The 14,037-nt window shown below is 50.2% G+C and carries 14 protein-coding genes; 11 read left to right on the top strand and 3 right to left on the bottom strand.

The genetic code is table 11. The features are described 5' to 3' along the window. Window positions 1–36: 36 nt before the first annotated feature. Window positions 37–1,185 (top strand): HIT family protein, encoded by a 1,149-nt coding sequence (locus EZV61_RS01395; RefSeq protein WP_130566240.1) that lies wholly within the window; start codon window positions 37–39, stop codon window positions 1,183–1,185. Here EZV61_RS01395 and EZV61_RS01400 read toward each other — a convergent pair. The 3 genes from EZV61_RS01400 to queG form a co-directional block, all read right to left on the bottom strand. After that, window positions 1,174–1,641: an NfeD family protein gene (locus tag EZV61_RS01400; RefSeq protein ID WP_114336931.1), complete on the bottom strand. Its 468-nt coding sequence runs from the start codon at window positions 1,639–1,641 to the stop codon at window positions 1,174–1,176. The genes EZV61_RS01395 and EZV61_RS01400 overlap by 12 nt on opposite strands. Window positions 1,642–1,643: 2 nt before the next feature. Next, complete coding sequence (locus tag EZV61_RS01405) at window positions 1,644–2,555, bottom strand: SPFH domain-containing protein (protein ID WP_130566241.1); 912 nt, start codon at window positions 2,553–2,555, stop codon at window positions 1,644–1,646. Between the two features lie 120 nt (window positions 2,556–2,675). Further along, the gene (gene queG, locus EZV61_RS01410) at window positions 2,676–3,824 is read right to left on the bottom strand and encodes a tRNA epoxyqueuosine(34) reductase QueG (protein ID WP_170308589.1); all 1,149 of its coding nucleotides are present in this window, start codon (window positions 3,822–3,824) and stop codon (window positions 2,676–2,678) included. A gap of 4 nt (window positions 3,825–3,828) precedes the next feature. Here queG and EZV61_RS01415 point away from each other — a divergent pair, with 4 nt between their 5' ends. The 10 genes from EZV61_RS01415 to EZV61_RS01460 all read left to right on the top strand — a co-directional run bounded on the left by EZV61_RS01415 (window position 3,829) and on the right by EZV61_RS01460 (window position 14,014). Next, entirely contained in the window at window positions 3,829–5,334 is a 1,506-nt protein-coding gene (locus EZV61_RS01415; RefSeq protein WP_158537948.1) for an NAD(P)H-hydrate dehydratase, read from the top strand. Between the two features lies 1 nt (window position 5,335). Then, complete coding sequence (tsaE, locus tag EZV61_RS01420) at window positions 5,336–5,848, top strand: tRNA (adenosine(37)-N6)-threonylcarbamoyltransferase complex ATPase subunit type 1 TsaE (protein WP_131414086.1); 513 nt, start codon at window positions 5,336–5,338, stop codon at window positions 5,846–5,848. 1 nt (window position 5,849) lies between these two features. Continuing rightward, the gene (locus tag EZV61_RS01425) at window positions 5,850–7,178 is read left to right on the top strand and encodes an N-acetylmuramoyl-L-alanine amidase (RefSeq protein ID WP_233496405.1); all 1,329 of its coding nucleotides are present in this window, start codon (window positions 5,850–5,852) and stop codon (window positions 7,176–7,178) included. Window positions 7,179–7,182: 4 nt separating this feature from the next. After that, on the top strand, window positions 7,183–9,057 hold the full coding sequence (gene mutL / locus EZV61_RS01430; protein WP_131414087.1) for a DNA mismatch repair endonuclease MutL: 1,875 nt from the start codon (window positions 7,183–7,185) through the stop codon (window positions 9,055–9,057). Further along, window positions 9,047–9,985 carry a tRNA (adenosine(37)-N6)-dimethylallyltransferase MiaA gene (gene miaA / locus EZV61_RS01435; RefSeq protein WP_131414088.1) on the top strand — a complete coding sequence of 313 codons (939 nt, stop codon included), beginning with the start codon at window positions 9,047–9,049 and terminating at the stop codon, window positions 9,983–9,985. The genes mutL and miaA overlap by 11 nt, the downstream gene beginning before the upstream one ends. An 88-nt stretch (window positions 9,986–10,073) precedes the next feature. Next, entirely contained in the window at window positions 10,074–10,331 is a 258-nt protein-coding gene (hfq, locus tag EZV61_RS01440; RefSeq protein ID WP_114336938.1) for an RNA chaperone Hfq, read from the top strand. A 20-nt stretch (window positions 10,332–10,351) separates the two neighbouring features. Continuing rightward, the gene (gene hflX / locus EZV61_RS01445; protein ID WP_114336939.1) at window positions 10,352–11,638 is read left to right on the top strand and encodes a ribosome rescue GTPase HflX; all 1,287 of its coding nucleotides are present in this window, start codon (window positions 10,352–10,354) and stop codon (window positions 11,636–11,638) included. A 71-nt stretch (window positions 11,639–11,709) separates the two neighbouring features. Next, entirely contained in the window at window positions 11,710–12,870 is a 1,161-nt protein-coding gene (gene hflK, locus EZV61_RS01450; protein WP_131414089.1) for an FtsH protease activity modulator HflK, read from the top strand. A gap of 2 nt (window positions 12,871–12,872) precedes the next feature. Next, window positions 12,873–13,751, top strand: a complete 879-nt coding sequence (gene hflC / locus EZV61_RS01455; RefSeq protein WP_114337370.1) for a protease modulator HflC — start codon at window positions 12,873–12,875, stop codon at window positions 13,749–13,751. Between the two features lie 62 nt (window positions 13,752–13,813). After that, window positions 13,814–14,014, top strand: a complete 201-nt coding sequence (locus tag EZV61_RS01460; protein ID WP_114336941.1) for a DUF2065 domain-containing protein — start codon at window positions 13,814–13,816, stop codon at window positions 14,012–14,014. Window positions 14,015–14,037 lie beyond the last annotated feature (23 nt).

Consider the following 14,037-nt stretch of genomic DNA (forward strand, 5'->3'; position numbering starts at 1 on the left):
TTAAGGAGTTGAATTGTAATTAAGTCCCAAAAACATATGCCTAAACAGTTGGATTTCGAGACGATCAGTCATTTATTGCCGCCAAAGCCGTTAGCGGAAGCGGATACTGAGTTATTACGCAGTTGGTTGGCTGATGATCCAAAAATAGAAGGGCATGTGCCGCAGCAGCTATGTCAGCTGGATCCACGCGACGGCAATATGGTGATTTATAATGCCTCACGAGCATTGCGTCATCATGATTTGGAAGAGGTCGCGCTGACGGAGCACGATGAGCATGAAGGTTGTCCCATCTGCGAGGGTATTGAAACTCGCTTTGTCGACTACACGCCACTGTCACAAGGCTTCACTTTTATTTCGCAAAACCTATATCCGATCCTGTTTCCCTGCGAACGGATGAACGAATCGTTATTAGATAAACCCCTTTATCCAGATCCAGAGCGTAATGGGCGGGCAACTTACGGCATGCATCTGCTGCAATGGACCAGCTCTATTCATGAACTGGATTGGCATAATATGCCGCTGGCGGATCTGGAGATTACCGTGCAACGGCTCGCTGAACTAGAGCAGCGCTTGTTGACGACATCTGAAGGCTATATGCCGCCGAGTGATGCTTTGGCTGATAAGTTTGGTCATCTGTCGGTCATCAAAAATTTTGGCGCTCCCGCAGGGGCTTCACTAAGCCATGGTCATCAGCAGATAAGCTTTTGCAATATCATGCCGCAGCGCAGCTTTCATGATTGGAGTTTTCAACGTCGCCATCAGCGCAGCTTTAGCAACTTTTTGTTGTCAGAAAATCCGGCTAATTTAACTATTGCCGATCTCGGTGAAGCGGTGCTGTTAATCCCCTATTTTATGCGCCGCCCGCTGCATATGATGTTGCACTTAAAAACGACCGGCACAGGCTATTTGCATGAGTTAAGTGCTGCTCAGCTCAGCGCGATGACCAGAGGTGTCCAGCTTGGGGTCAAGCTATTGCGTGCTGCGATGCCTGCCCTGAACTGTGAGCCCGCGTTTAACTATGCTTGGCATATTGGCCCGGGGAATGATCTTTATGTTGAATTTTTTCCTATCACCCAAGCGATGGGAGGGTTTGAGCGGATGGGGATGTGGATTTGTCAGCAGCACCCCGAAGATTCGGCGCAACTGCTGACGAAGGTGATGCAGCGGGAAGGGCTAGGGCTCTAACTCCTTCACTTTCAATACGGTGTCACGTTGAGCAACCACCTGTACTGGTGTGCCTGCGGTGAGATTTTTCTCCCCCTCAATTTCTGCTAACCAAAGAGAATCACCGATCTTGACGCGACCACGACCATTGTTGCTATCTTCTGCCAGCGTATAGATGTGACCAATGTAGCGACTACTGACAATATTCAGTTCAGGCTGATCGCTAATAATATGCTGCGGATTGTAAAATCGTCTCCCTACTAAGGTGATGACAACTGACAATACGGCAAACACGATGAATTGGTCTTGCCAAGCAAGTGGGTACAACAACATGCCGACTGACACCGTCAGTGCAGATAAACCGGGCCAAAGCAGAAAGCTGCTGGGCGCGAACACCTCAATAATAATTAAAGTGATGCCAAGAATTGCCCATGCTTCCGGTCCCATGGTTTGCATAAATTCCATTATGGGCATCATCCTTAGCCTCCTTTGGTACTGCCGAGTAGCTCTTTGATGCCATCCAGTGCGCCAAGCATTCCCGTGGTTTCGGTCGGCAGTATCAGCACTTTTTGGTTGTCTGCAGACGCGAGTTTTTCGATCGCACCGACATAACTTTGTGCGACAAAGTAATTAAGAGCGTTGTTATCACCTGCTGCGATCGCCTCTGACACATCTTTGGTGGCTTTTGCTTCGGCCTGGGCTTCACGTTCCCGCGCTTCCGCATCACGGAATGCCGCTTCACGGCGACCTTCAGCTTCTAATATTTGTGACTGCTTTTCACCTTCAGCTTTCAAAATAGCAGCTTGGCGAAAGCCTTCTGCTTCCAAGATGTTGGCACGCTTTTCACGCTCGGCCTTCATCTGATTCGCCATCGCTTCCACCAGATCCTGTGGCGGATTGATATCTTTAATTTCGATACGGTTTACTTTGAGTCCCCATGGCGCGGCAGCGGCATCGACCACGCTTAATAGGCGAGAGTTGATTTCGTCCCGTTCTGACAGCATGCGATCCAGTTCCATGGAGCCAAGCACGGTACGAATGTTTGTCATGGTGAGCTGACGCAGTGCATGTTCCAGATCATTCACTTCGTAACTGGCTTTGGCGGCATTCACAGGCATGAAAAAGCACAGTGCATCGATACGTACCATGGCGTTATCAGCACTGATAACTTCTTGGCTAGGAATATCCAGCACTTGTTCCATCATATTGATGCGCTTACCTATCTTGTCGATAAACGGAATGACGAAGTGAAAGCCCGGCGCTAAGGTTCGTGTATATTTACCAAAGCGCTCGATGGTGTAGTTGAAGCCCTGTCTGACGGTGACTACGCCGGAGTAAACCACCACGCCAGCCAAGGCGACGATGATATAGGGTAAAAGATTTGCATCCATAACTGACTGATTCCTTTTCTATTTAACCCAAAGTTCAGGCGTTAGTATATCTATGCTTTGGTGACATTAGGTTGAACCAAAGCAGAGTTTTGGTTAGCAATTGTTAATTGGGTGTCGCCATTACGCATCTCTGGGTAGCGCGCGTTCGACACTGTTGATTAGACGCTGGGTTTGCCGTCGAAGTTCATAATCAGCGGACTTACTTCTCTGTTGTTGAATCGCCCACCCAACATGTTCACCAACCATCTCCGATGGCTCAGCTTGTATTACGTTAGTTAACGCAGTAACGATCGCCTCGTTATACGGCGCATTGCCCAAGGCGATGGCGATGTTACGTAGCCAGCGTTGATGGCCGATCCGCCGGATCGGGCTGCCTTCGGTATTTTTCAAAAAGGTGGCTTCATCCCAAGCAAACAGATCTAATAGTTTTTGTGGATGCAGTTGTTGTCGTGGTGAAAAGTCCCCCTCCTGAGTCAGTTGCGCGTAGCGATTCCATGGGCAGATCAGCTGGCAGTCATCGCAGCCATAAATGCGATTTCCCATGAGTGGACGTAGCGCTTCATCAATGATCCCTGGGTGTTCAATGGTCAGGTAGCTGATACAGCGGCGGGCATCAACAACATAGGGTTCAACAATGGCCTGCGTCGGACAGATGGTGATGCAAGCTTTGCAGTTGCCACAACCGGGGGCAGTGTCACTCGCCGTATCGACCGGTAGCGGTAGATTGATGAGTAACTCACCCAGGAAAAACCAGCTTCCAGCCTGCTCGTCTAATAACAGGCTGTGTTTTCCGATCCACCCCAGCCCCGCTTTGGCAGCCAATGGTCGCTCCAGTATGGGCGCTGAATCGACAAAGGGGCGGGCATTCACACCATCGATCTGTTCGGCAATGCGTTGGGCTAATTTCTTTAGCCGATTCCGGATCAATTTGTGATAATCGCGCCCTAAGGCGTAGCGACTGATGTAGGCCTGAGTGGGATCGCTTAAGTTGGCAGCAAACTGCGCGTTTTCCGGTAGGTAGTCCATACGCACAGTGATCGCTCTCAGTGCGCCAGGATGCAACTGCTCTGGGTGATAGCGCATATCCCCATGGGCCGTCATGTACTGCATCTCACCGTGATAGCCATTGGCTAACCACAGCTCCATTCCCTGTTTTTGATCGCGCAGATCAAGATCGCTGATACCAACTTGCTGAAAGCCTAGCTCTTGGCCCCAGCGCTTGATATCTTCAGTTAACTGAATTAAATCCGGTGAAGTTTTAATCGACATGAATATGGATCGTTCGACTCTTAAGGGCTCCAGTCTAACATACCCACTCTATTCCGCGTCTGAAGTGCAAAAGCATGAAGGCGAAGCTGCTATCTCGGTCGGCTTGTCACTATGGGATTTGATGCAACGGGCGGGCAATGCCGCTTACCTTGCGCTTCGGAGTCGCTGGCCGTTAGCCACCAATATATTGGTATTATGCGGACGGGGAAATAATGGTGGTGACGGCTTTGTCTTAGGCCGTTTGGCGCTTTCGGAAGAGTTGCAGGTCACTCTGTGTCAAGTGGGACATTCGGAACAATCCGCTGGTGATGCCGCCAAGGCAAAAGCGGCATTTATGGCCGCAGGGGGTGAGGTTACCGGTTGGCAGCCGGAGCTATTAGCCAAAGCGGATGTGATTGTTGACGCCATGTTAGGTACTGGGGCAAAAGGTCCACTGCGATCGCCCTTTGATGAGGTGATAGCCTGCATCAATAATGCCGGTGTACCTGTGCTTGCTATTGATATTCCGTCGGGGATGAATGCCGATACAGGGTGGGTTGAATCCTACGCAGTGCACGCCACGGCAACCATCTGTTTTGTTGGTCGTAAGTTGGGGCTATTTACCGGTAGCGCCGCAGATCATGTGGGTGAGCTGCAGTTTAATGATTTGGGTATCGGCGCGGCATTTGATGGACTCGTTGAATCTTGTGTTGGTTTAGTTCGGCGTCAGACCTTTAATCCGTTAATCGCGCCCCGTTCAAAGGTTTCCCACAAAGGAGATTATGGCCGAGTCAGTTTGGTTGGTGGAGACCAGAGTTATGCTGGCGCATTAGTATTGGCGGCGCGAGCTGCGTTAAGGGCTGGGGCGGGTTTGATTGCCACCATTACGCATCCTGGTCATCAGGCGGTGATGTTGGCACAGCAGCCTGAGTTGATGTGCCTTGAGTCCGCCGAGAGTGATGAGCTGGTTGAAAACCGACTTAATTGGGCTGATGTGGTGGTCGTCGGTCCAGGTCTGGGGCGGCGCTCTTGGGGGTTACAACATCTCCAGGCCACCTTGCAACAACCTCAGCCGTTGGTCGTTGATGCCGATGCCTTGAATCTGCTGGCCGCGATGCCGGATATTCCATATCGCAATAATTGGGTATTAACTCCTCATCCTGGCGAAGCGGCGCGTCTGCTTGGCTGTGATATTGAAGAGGTCGAGCAAGATCGGTATGCGGCCGTGCGGGCATTGCAGAAAAAACTGGGGGGGGTCGTGGTTCTGAAAGGCCCCGGCACACTCATTTATGACGGCCAACAGCTCGCTGTCGCGACGGTGGGAAATCCCGGAATGGCCAGTGGCGGGATGGGAGACATACTTTGCGGTATAATCGCCGCATTGATTGCCCAAGGTTTGACGATCAGTGATGCCGCCGCGTTGGCTGTCTGTATTCATGGAGATGCTGCAGATATGGCAACCATCATGGGAGAGCGTGGTACCTGTGCCACTGATTTATTGCCACATATTCGAACGTTAGTGAATCCGTAAGATGACAGAAACAGAAGACACCAAACAGTTGAACTTCCTACTGCCTGACAGTGATGCCACTGTCGCCTTTGGCAAATGCTTGGCGCCGGCGCTGAAGCAGGGGGCAGTGATCTACCTGTATGGTGATTTAGGTGCAGGCAAAACCACCTTTAGTCGCGGTGTAGTGCAAGGACTAGGGCATAATGGCAATGTGAAAAGTCCGACCTACACCTTGGTGGAGAGTTACCAGTTTAGTGAGCAAAGTGTGTTCCACTTCGACCTTTATCGCCTTGCAGACCCCGAGGAACTTGAATTTATGGGGGTTCGTGATTACTTTGCAGACAATAACGTTTCTCTAATAGAATGGCCGCAACGTGGGGAGGGGTTTCTCCCTGAGGCGGATCTCACTGTCTCCTTGGCTTATGAGGGCGAGGCGAGGCAGCTGACAATGACAGCAAAAAATGTGCGCGGTATTGCTATCTTGGCAGCATTAAAGAGCAGTACTGCGTTTAGCAGCGTAACAGAAAATGAGTGACATGAGTGGTATGAAGATGTTGGGTAAACTGATCCGAATAGGCGCAACCGTCTGGGTAGCGATGGCGGTCAGTCTGAGTGCCATGGCTGCGGAGTTGCATGGCGTGAGGGTGTGGCCATCACCGGACAATACCCGTGTGGTGTTTGATCTGTCAGCACCGGCAGAGTACAGCTATTTTGCGTTGAAAAATCCTGATCGTCTGGTATTTGACTTTAAATCTTCAAATACATCATTAGATTTGCGAAATGTTGCTAAAGGCAGCGATCTGGTTAAAAAGGTACGTACCAGCAAACCACCTAAGAAAGGCACCCTGCGCGTGGTGTTAGATCTGAAACAGGCATTGAAGCCAAAGGTGTTTGCCTTGAAGCCTACCGAGCCGTATGGCGATCGGGTGGTTATCGATCTGTTTGATGAAAAGAAAAAAAAGGCGGTGATCACCAATAACCGCAGTGAGCAAAAACGTGAGATTGTGATCGCCATTGATGCTGGTCATGGTGGCGAAGATCCTGGCTCTATCGGTGGCCGTGGTATCTACGAGAAAAAAGTGACGTTAGAAATTGCCCGCCGTTTGGGTAAGCTTATTGACGCGGAAAAGGGCATGAAGGCGGTGCTGTTGCGCACCGGTGATTATTATGTCGGCCTCAACCGTCGCTCTGAACTGGCCCGTCAACACGGTGCTGATCTGTTACTATCGATCCATGCTGATGCCTTTACCTCGCCACAGCCGCGGGGTGCCTCGGTGTGGTATTTGTCGAACCGTCGAGCCAAAACAGAGATCGGCCGTTGGCTGGAGAAGACCGAGAAACATTCAGAATTGCTCGGTGGCGCTGGCGAGGTGTTGTCCGATGCTCAGAGTGAAAAGTACTTAACGCAAACCTTGCTTGATATGTCGATGGATAACAGCCGAGCGACAGGCTATGAGGCGAGTAAAGACATTCTTTACTATATGGGTAAAGTGACCAAGTTACATAAAAAAGAGCCGGTATCAGCCAGTTTAGCCGTGCTGAAATCACCAGATATCCCTTCTATTTTGATTGAAACTGGCTTTATCTCTAATCCAGAAGAAGAGAAGCTACTTAATAGTAAATCCCATCAAGTAGGATTGGCGAAAGCGATCTTTAAGGGCGTTAGTCGGTATTTTCGCAGAGCGCCACCTGAAGGTAGCCTTTACGCCAGCTTACATCCGCGCACGCATACGGTTCGAAGCGGTGAATCTTTATCTGTGCTAGCTCAGCGCTACAATACGTCGGTCACGCAACTGAAGAAGACCAATCAGTTAAAAAGCGATATGCTCAGAATAGGTCAAGTGCTGACAATACCGAGTTCCTGAGTCGATGCCCATTCAAATCCTACCCCCGCGTTTGGCTAATCAGATCGCGGCGGGTGAAGTTGTCGAACGCCCCGCATCTGTGGTTAAAGAGTTGTTGGAGAACAGCTTGGACGCGGGGGCGTCGCGGATCCAGATCGATATCCTTCGCGGCGGTCATCAACTGATCCGCATTCGTGATAATGGCTGTGGTGTTGAAAAAGAGGAATTGACACTGGCATTGAGCCGCCACGCGACATCTAAGGTCAGCACGTTGGATGATCTCGAAGCGATCACCAGCATGGGGTTTCGTGGCGAAGCACTCGCCAGTATCAGTTCCGTGTCCCGCCTTATTTTCACCTCCCGCAGTGCTGAACAGAGCGAAGCGTGGGCGGCAAAAGCGGAGGGGCGTGATATGGCGGTTGAATTACTCCCTGCCAGCCACCCTCAAGGCACTACCGTAGAGGTGGCCGATCTATTCTTCAATACGCCAGCCCGTCGCCGTTTTTTGCGTACCGAAAAAACCGAATTCAATCACATTGATGAAGTGGTTAAGCGGATTGGATTAGCGCGACAAGATGTGTCCATTACCCTGACCCACAACGGCAAACCGGTGCGCCAGTTTCGTAGTGGTGATTCTGACGTTGCCTTAGGCAAACGTCTGCAGGTGGTATTTGGGCAAAAATTTCTGGCGCAAGCTATCCAAGTTAAAGCGCAACACCACGATATGCAGATACGGGGTTGGTTGGCGCATCCGCAAGCCTGCAAACCGAGCCATGATTATCAGTACTGTTACGTCAACGGCCGTGTGATGCGCGATAAACTGATTAATCATGCGGTACGTCAGGCCTATGATGAGCTGCTGCCAGCTGAGCTGCAGCCGGTATTTCTGCTCTATTTTGACATCGACCCACGGCAGGTGGATGTGAATGTTCATCCCGCCAAGCATGAGGTGCGTTTTCATCAGTCCCGATTGGTGCATGACTATATCTATCAGGTTTTGCATCAGGCATTGAATGAAGGGCTTAATTGGGGAGAAATTGCCGCACCGGAAATTCTGCCGCAGAGTGTTGTTGCAGACAGCTCAGGGATTTCGCCGTGCTTTGTTGCTGAGGCGAAAACTGAGATCAGCAACGATGCGGGCTACCAGCCGCCAGCATTAAGGATTGCTGAACCACAATCTGCCAGCTACGACGGTCGTGCTCGCCATGCGCCATCCACTTATCGCGGTCAGGGTGCTGTTGAGCCAGCCGCCGCGGCAGCCTATAGCCAGTTGATGACGGTGCCGGCCGATGACTCAGCCGCTACACCTGTGTTATCAGGTGACCAAAGCACGGATCTTCAATGGTTGGCCATTCATCAACAGCATTACCTGCTGTTTCGTGATGATGGACAGTTGTATTTAGCGGCATTAATTCCGGCTTATCAACAGCGAATTCAATGTGCTCTGATAGCGGATGTCGCTGATGGTATCGTTGCGCAACCTCTGTTACTGCCGGTGAGCTTCTCTTTATCTGACGAACTTGTTCATGCCGCGCAACATCATGAGGCGTTGCTTGCGCAGCTAGGACTGCAGATGGCGCAACCGAAGAGGGGCAAGCTAATTCTGAAAACGATCCCGGCAAGATTGCGGCAAGTAAGCTGGTCGACAATCATACCGCCGTTGTTAGAGTTCTTATCGCAAAATGCCGAAGTGACACTGTCACAGCTAGTGAAGTGGTTGGCCATGCCGCTCGCGACAGCTCAGCAGACGCAATCGCTTGCCCAGTTGCAACATTGGTTGCAAGAGGTGTTGCCGTCCAATGAGATAGATTCTCTACTAAGAAATAACAGTATTGAGATCGGCTTAAACAGTGCAATGGCCGAACTTAGCAATCGTTATCCGGAGCACCATGAACACTGATGCCAACGTAAGCAAACCTAAAGCGATATTTCTGATGGGGCCTACCGCTTCTGGTAAAACGGATCTGGCGATGGCGTTGAATGAGGTGTATCCCTGTGAGGTGATCAGTGTCGATTCTGCATTGGTTTATCGAGGGATGGATATCGGTACGGCGAAGCCCTCTTCAGCAGAGTTGGCGCAATGTCCGCATCAGCTCATTGATGTGATTGATCCGGCGGAGGCCTATTCTGCAGCACGATTTCGCCAAGACGCTTTGCAACTTATGCACAATGCCGTGGCGGCGGGTAAATTACCTGTGCTGGTTGGCGGCACTATGCTGTATTTTAAAACCTTGCTGGAAGGGCTATCTGAGCTGCCGGAGGCTGATCCCGGTCTGCGCAAACAGATTGAACTGGAAGCTGACAGCAAAGGCTGGCAAGCTTTGCATGACGAACTCGCCTCGTTCGATCCAGACTCAGCAGCCCGTATCCACCCCAATGATCCGCAACGGCTGTCCCGTGCTATAGAGGTTTATCGGAGTAGTGGTAAAAGCTTATCAGAGTGGATCGCGCAACAATCTGCGGAGCCTTTGCCTTTTGATGTCGTGCAATTTGCGATTGCGCCGAATGACCGTCAGGTACTTCATCAGCGCATCGAATTGCGTTTTAAACAGATGGTCGAGCAGGGCTTGGTGGAAGAGGTGAGGCGCTTGTATGAGCGTGGCGATCTACACATAGATCTGCCGTCAATTCGCTGTGTTGGCTACCGCCAGGTTTGGGAATATCTCGAAGGCCGTTATGATGAAAAAGAGATGATCTTTCGTGGTGTTGTGGCGACAAGACAATTGGCCAAAAGGCAATTAACCTGGTTACGAAGTTGGCCAAATGTTACCTGGTTGCAAAGTGATGATAAAAATAACCTGAAAATCTTGCTTGCAGCCATTCGCTAGACAGGTCTGTGTTGTTTATACTACTGTCTTGTTTAGGGAAATCTCTTCACATAATAATTAGCAATAATAAAATAATAAGGATAAGGCGATGTCTAAGGGGCAATCTTTGCAGGATCCATTTTTAAACGCTTTGCGTAAGGAACGTGTGCCAGTTTCTATTTATCTGGTAAACGGGATTAAATTACAGGGACAGGTAGAGTCATTTGACCAGTTTGTGATCCTTTTGAAAAACACTGTGAGCCAGATGGTTTACAAGCATGCTATTTCAACCGTGGTTCCAGCACGTCCCATCTCACATGCAAGTCATACCGCAGGTAAGCCTGAAAATGGCGATCAAAGTGGTTAATGGACTGGAGGCGATAACGCTTGTTTGACCGTTATGACGTTGGTGAACAGGCGATCCTAGTTCATGTTGATTTCACAGACGAGGGTGAACGGGAAGATTTAACAGAGTTAAAGATGCTTGTTCATTCGGCGGGAGTTGATGCTGTTGATGTGGTCACTACCCGCCGTCCTTCTCCTAGTGCAAAATATTTTATTGGCGCAGGTAAGGCTGATGAAGTGGCTGCCTTGGTTCAGGCAACCTCGGCAGACCTTATTATCTTTAATCATGCGCTATCTCCCTCCCAAGAGCGCAATCTGGAACAGATATGTAAGTGTCGAGTGATCGACCGTACCGGCCTGATCCTGGATATCTTTGCGCAGCGGGCGCGTACTCACGAAGGTAAGCTGCAGGTTGAACTTGCCCAATTGCGCCATCTTTCTACGCGCTTGATCCGTGGCTGGACTCACTTGGAGCGGCAAAAAGGTGGTATTGGCTTGCGGGGACCGGGTGAAACCCAGCTGGAAACTGATCGTCGATTGTTGCGCGGGCGTATCAACCACATTCTCAAGCGATTGGCTAAGGTCTCAAAGCAGCGAGAGCAGGGCCGCCGAGCCAGGCGCCGGGTGGAAATTCCAACGGTGTCATTAGTGGGTTATACCAACGCAGGTAAGTCGACGCTGTTTAACCGTATTACTGATGCTGGGGTGTATGCCGCAGATCAGCTATTTGCGACCCTAGATCCAACATTGAGAAAATTGGATATAGATGATGTTGGACCGACTATTTTAGCGGATACGGTTGGTTTTATTCGTCATCTCCCCCATGATCTGGTGGCGGCATTTAAAGCGACCCTGCAGGAAACGCAGGAAGCGCAATTGCTGTTGCATGTGGTTGATGTTGCAGACGAACGTCTGCAAGACAATACCTATCAGGTCAATTTGGTGCTGGATGAGATCGATGCGGGTGAAGTGCCCGTGCTCATGGTGTATAACAAGATTGATTTGGTCGAGGATATGTCGCCCCGTATTGAACGGGATGATGATGGCTTACCGGTCAGTGTCTGGTTGTCGGCGCAGCAGGATCTCGGTATTGAGTTGCTGTTTGAAGCGTTAAGTGAGCGTTTATCTGGCACGGTGGTTGAGCACTGTTTAAACCTTCCCCCGCAACTTGGTAGGGTGCGAGGGGTGCTGTATGGCTTGAATTGTGTGCAGCAAGATGAGTATACGGAACAAGGTGGCTGGTTAATGACGGTGCGTATGCCAAGTGCTGATTGGCAGAGATTAATTAAGCATTCACCGGAACCAATTGAGTCATATATCTGTCATTAATTGGATGGCGGAAGAATAGATTAACGTAATTCTTTGATTAATAGAGCATCCATAAAACTGGAGTAGCATCGATGGCGTGGAATGAGCCGGGGAAAGGGGGTCAAGATAAAGACCCTTGGGGAAATAAAGGTGGCCGCGATCAGGGACCACCTGATTTAGATGAAGCGATTCGAAATGTTTCACGCCGTTTAGGCGGGATCTTTGGTGGCAGCGGCGGTTCGGGTGCGAGCAGCGGCGGTTTTTCTGCCGGCATTATCGGCTTGGTACTGGTGGTTGCCGTCATTGTTTGGGCATTAAGTGGTTTTTATACCATTCGGGAAGCTGAGCGCGGTGTGGTTTTGCGTTTTGGTGCTTATCACGAAGAGGTACAGCCTGGTCTTCATTGGCGTCCAGTGTTTATTGACGATTATATCGCTGTCGATGTCAGCACCACGCAATCTATGCCGTCCCGTGGCAACATGTTAACCCGTGATGAAAATGTGGTGCGGGTGGAGATGGAAGTACAGTTCCGCGTCGTTGACCCGCGTGCCTTCCTATTTAGCGTGCCGGATCCTTATGACACCCTGAAGCAGGCAACGGATAGCGCATTGCGTTATGTCGTCGGTCATGCCCGCATGGATGACGTGCTTAGTGAAGGCCGCGAGCAGGTGCGTCAAGATACGTGGAAAGAGTTAGAAAAGATTATCGAGAACTACGGCATCGGTATCACCATTCGTGATGTTAACTTCCAGAATGCGCGTCCGCCTCAGCAAGTACGTGATGCATTTGATGATGCGGTTGCGGCACGAGAAGATGAAGAGCGGATCATCAACAAGGCACGCGCTTACGCTCGCGAGAAAGAGCCTCAGGCTCGAGGTCATGTAGAGCGTATGTTGGAAGAGGCTGAAGGTTATAAGCAGAAGGTAACGTTGGAAGCACAGGGTGAAGTGGCCCAGTTCGAACAACTGTTGCCTCAATACCAAGCGGCACCTGAAGTGACTCGTAGTCGTCTGTATATCGAAATGATGCAGTCTGTATTGAGCAATACCAGCAAGGTATTGGTCGATGTCGAAGGTGGTAACAACATCATGTACCTGCCGTTGGAAAAGATGATGCAGCAACGTGATAATGCGCGTAGCCCGAGTTCAGGTACGCCACCTATGGTGATCGACTCATCTGTTAGTGATAATGCTTATCCTGAGGTCAATGGACGTACTGTTCGTGACCAAGGTTTCCGTCAGGGGAGAAATTAATGATGCAACGTATTGGAGTCGTTTTAGTTGCCCTGATTGCGGTGCTGTTCTATTCCTCTGTCTTTGTCGTCAAAGAGGGCGAGCGCGGTATTGTTGAGCGGTTTAAAAAGGTCATCCGTGGAGCAGACGGGTTGGCAGTGGTTTATGAGCCAGGTATACAGTTTAAGATCCCTCTGATCGATGGTGTAAAGATTTTGGATGCGCGTCTGCAAACATTGAGCGCTCAGGAAAATCGTTTTATCACCAAAGAGAAGAAAGATTTGCTGGTTGATTCGTACGCTAAATGGCGGATCAAAGATTTTGCCAAGTATTATCTGGCTACCGGTGGTGATCGCTATCGTGCAGAAGGCTTGCTGGAACTGAAAATTACGAACGGTCTGCGTACAGAATTTGGTACCCGTACTATTCAGGAAATCGTTTCTGGTGAACGTGATGATTTGATGGCTGAAGCCTTAAGCGAAGGTGCGGAAAGCGCTAAAGACCTGGGCATCGAAGTGGTCGATGTGCGGGTGAAAACCATCAACCTGCCGGAAGAGATCCGTGATGCGATCTTTAACCGGATGCGTACTGAACGTGAAGTTGTTGCCCGTGAGCACCGTTCGAAAGGGCGAGAGCAAGCGGAGATCATCATGGCGGAAGTGGATCGCCGAGTGACAGTCATGTTGGCGGATGCTGAACGTCAGTCGCGTACGTTACGAGGCGAAGGTGACGCGTCTGCGGCACAAGTCTTTGCTGATGCTTACAACAAAGATCCTGAGTTCTTTGCTTTCTTGCGCTCTTTGCGGGCTTACCGCGAGAGTTTCGCTAACAAGGGGGATATTTTGGTTATCCGTCCTGACAGTGAATTCTTTCAGTACATGAAACAAGCTGAACTAAAATAGACGACAGGGGCCTTTCAGGCCCCTTTTTATTGCGTGTATTCTGAGTAGGGAATTTAGACAGCATGCTAACAACTGGTTTATTGATTGGATTTGCACTACTACTTGTTGTTGAGGGCGTTGGCCCACTCATGTTTCCTAACCGCTGGAGCCGTCTACTTCGGCGCATGTCAGCACAGTCCCCAGAGTTGCTTCGCCAAATTGGATTGGTAATGGTTTCAGCAGGTTTGCTGTTGTTATGGCTGATCCTTAGGCAAAAAGGGTGATCTCTCCACCAGATCTGCTAGAA

Origin of the sequence: Corallincola luteus (assembly GCF_004336975.1) — a bacterium.
Lineage (GTDB): Bacteria > Pseudomonadota > Gammaproteobacteria > Enterobacterales > Neiellaceae > Corallincola > Corallincola holothuriorum.

What these genes read in the sequence shown, in the direction of transcription:
- EZV61_RS01395 (WP_130566240.1), top strand. Translation starts at nt 37, where the DNA reads ATGCCTAAACAGTTGGATTTCGAGACGATCAGTCATTTATTGCCGCCA.
- EZV61_RS01400 (WP_114336931.1), bottom strand. Translation starts at nt 1,641, where the DNA reads ATGATGCCCATAATGGAATTTATGCAAACCATGGGACCGGAAGCATGG.
- EZV61_RS01405 (WP_130566241.1), bottom strand. Translation starts at nt 2,555, where the DNA reads ATGGATGCAAATCTTTTACCCTATATCATCGTCGCCTTGGCTGGCGTG.
- queG (WP_170308589.1), bottom strand. Translation starts at nt 3,824, where the DNA reads ATGTCGATTAAAACTTCACCGGATTTAATTCAGTTAACTGAAGATATC.
- EZV61_RS01415 (WP_158537948.1), top strand. Translation starts at nt 3,829, where the DNA reads ATGGATCGTTCGACTCTTAAGGGCTCCAGTCTAACATACCCACTCTAT.
- tsaE (WP_131414086.1), top strand. Translation starts at nt 5,336, where the DNA reads ATGACAGAAACAGAAGACACCAAACAGTTGAACTTCCTACTGCCTGAC.
- EZV61_RS01425 (WP_233496405.1), top strand. Translation starts at nt 5,850, where the DNA reads ATGAGTGGTATGAAGATGTTGGGTAAACTGATCCGAATAGGCGCAACC.
- mutL (WP_131414087.1), top strand. Translation starts at nt 7,183, where the DNA reads ATGCCCATTCAAATCCTACCCCCGCGTTTGGCTAATCAGATCGCGGCG.
- miaA (WP_131414088.1), top strand. Translation starts at nt 9,047, where the DNA reads ATGAACACTGATGCCAACGTAAGCAAACCTAAAGCGATATTTCTGATG.
- hfq (WP_114336938.1), top strand. Translation starts at nt 10,074, where the DNA reads ATGTCTAAGGGGCAATCTTTGCAGGATCCATTTTTAAACGCTTTGCGT.
- hflK (WP_131414089.1), top strand. Translation starts at nt 11,710, where the DNA reads ATGGCGTGGAATGAGCCGGGGAAAGGGGGTCAAGATAAAGACCCTTGG.
- hflC (WP_114337370.1), top strand. Translation starts at nt 12,873, where the DNA reads ATGCAACGTATTGGAGTCGTTTTAGTTGCCCTGATTGCGGTGCTGTTC.
- EZV61_RS01460 (WP_114336941.1), top strand. Translation starts at nt 13,814, where the DNA reads ATGCTAACAACTGGTTTATTGATTGGATTTGCACTACTACTTGTTGTT.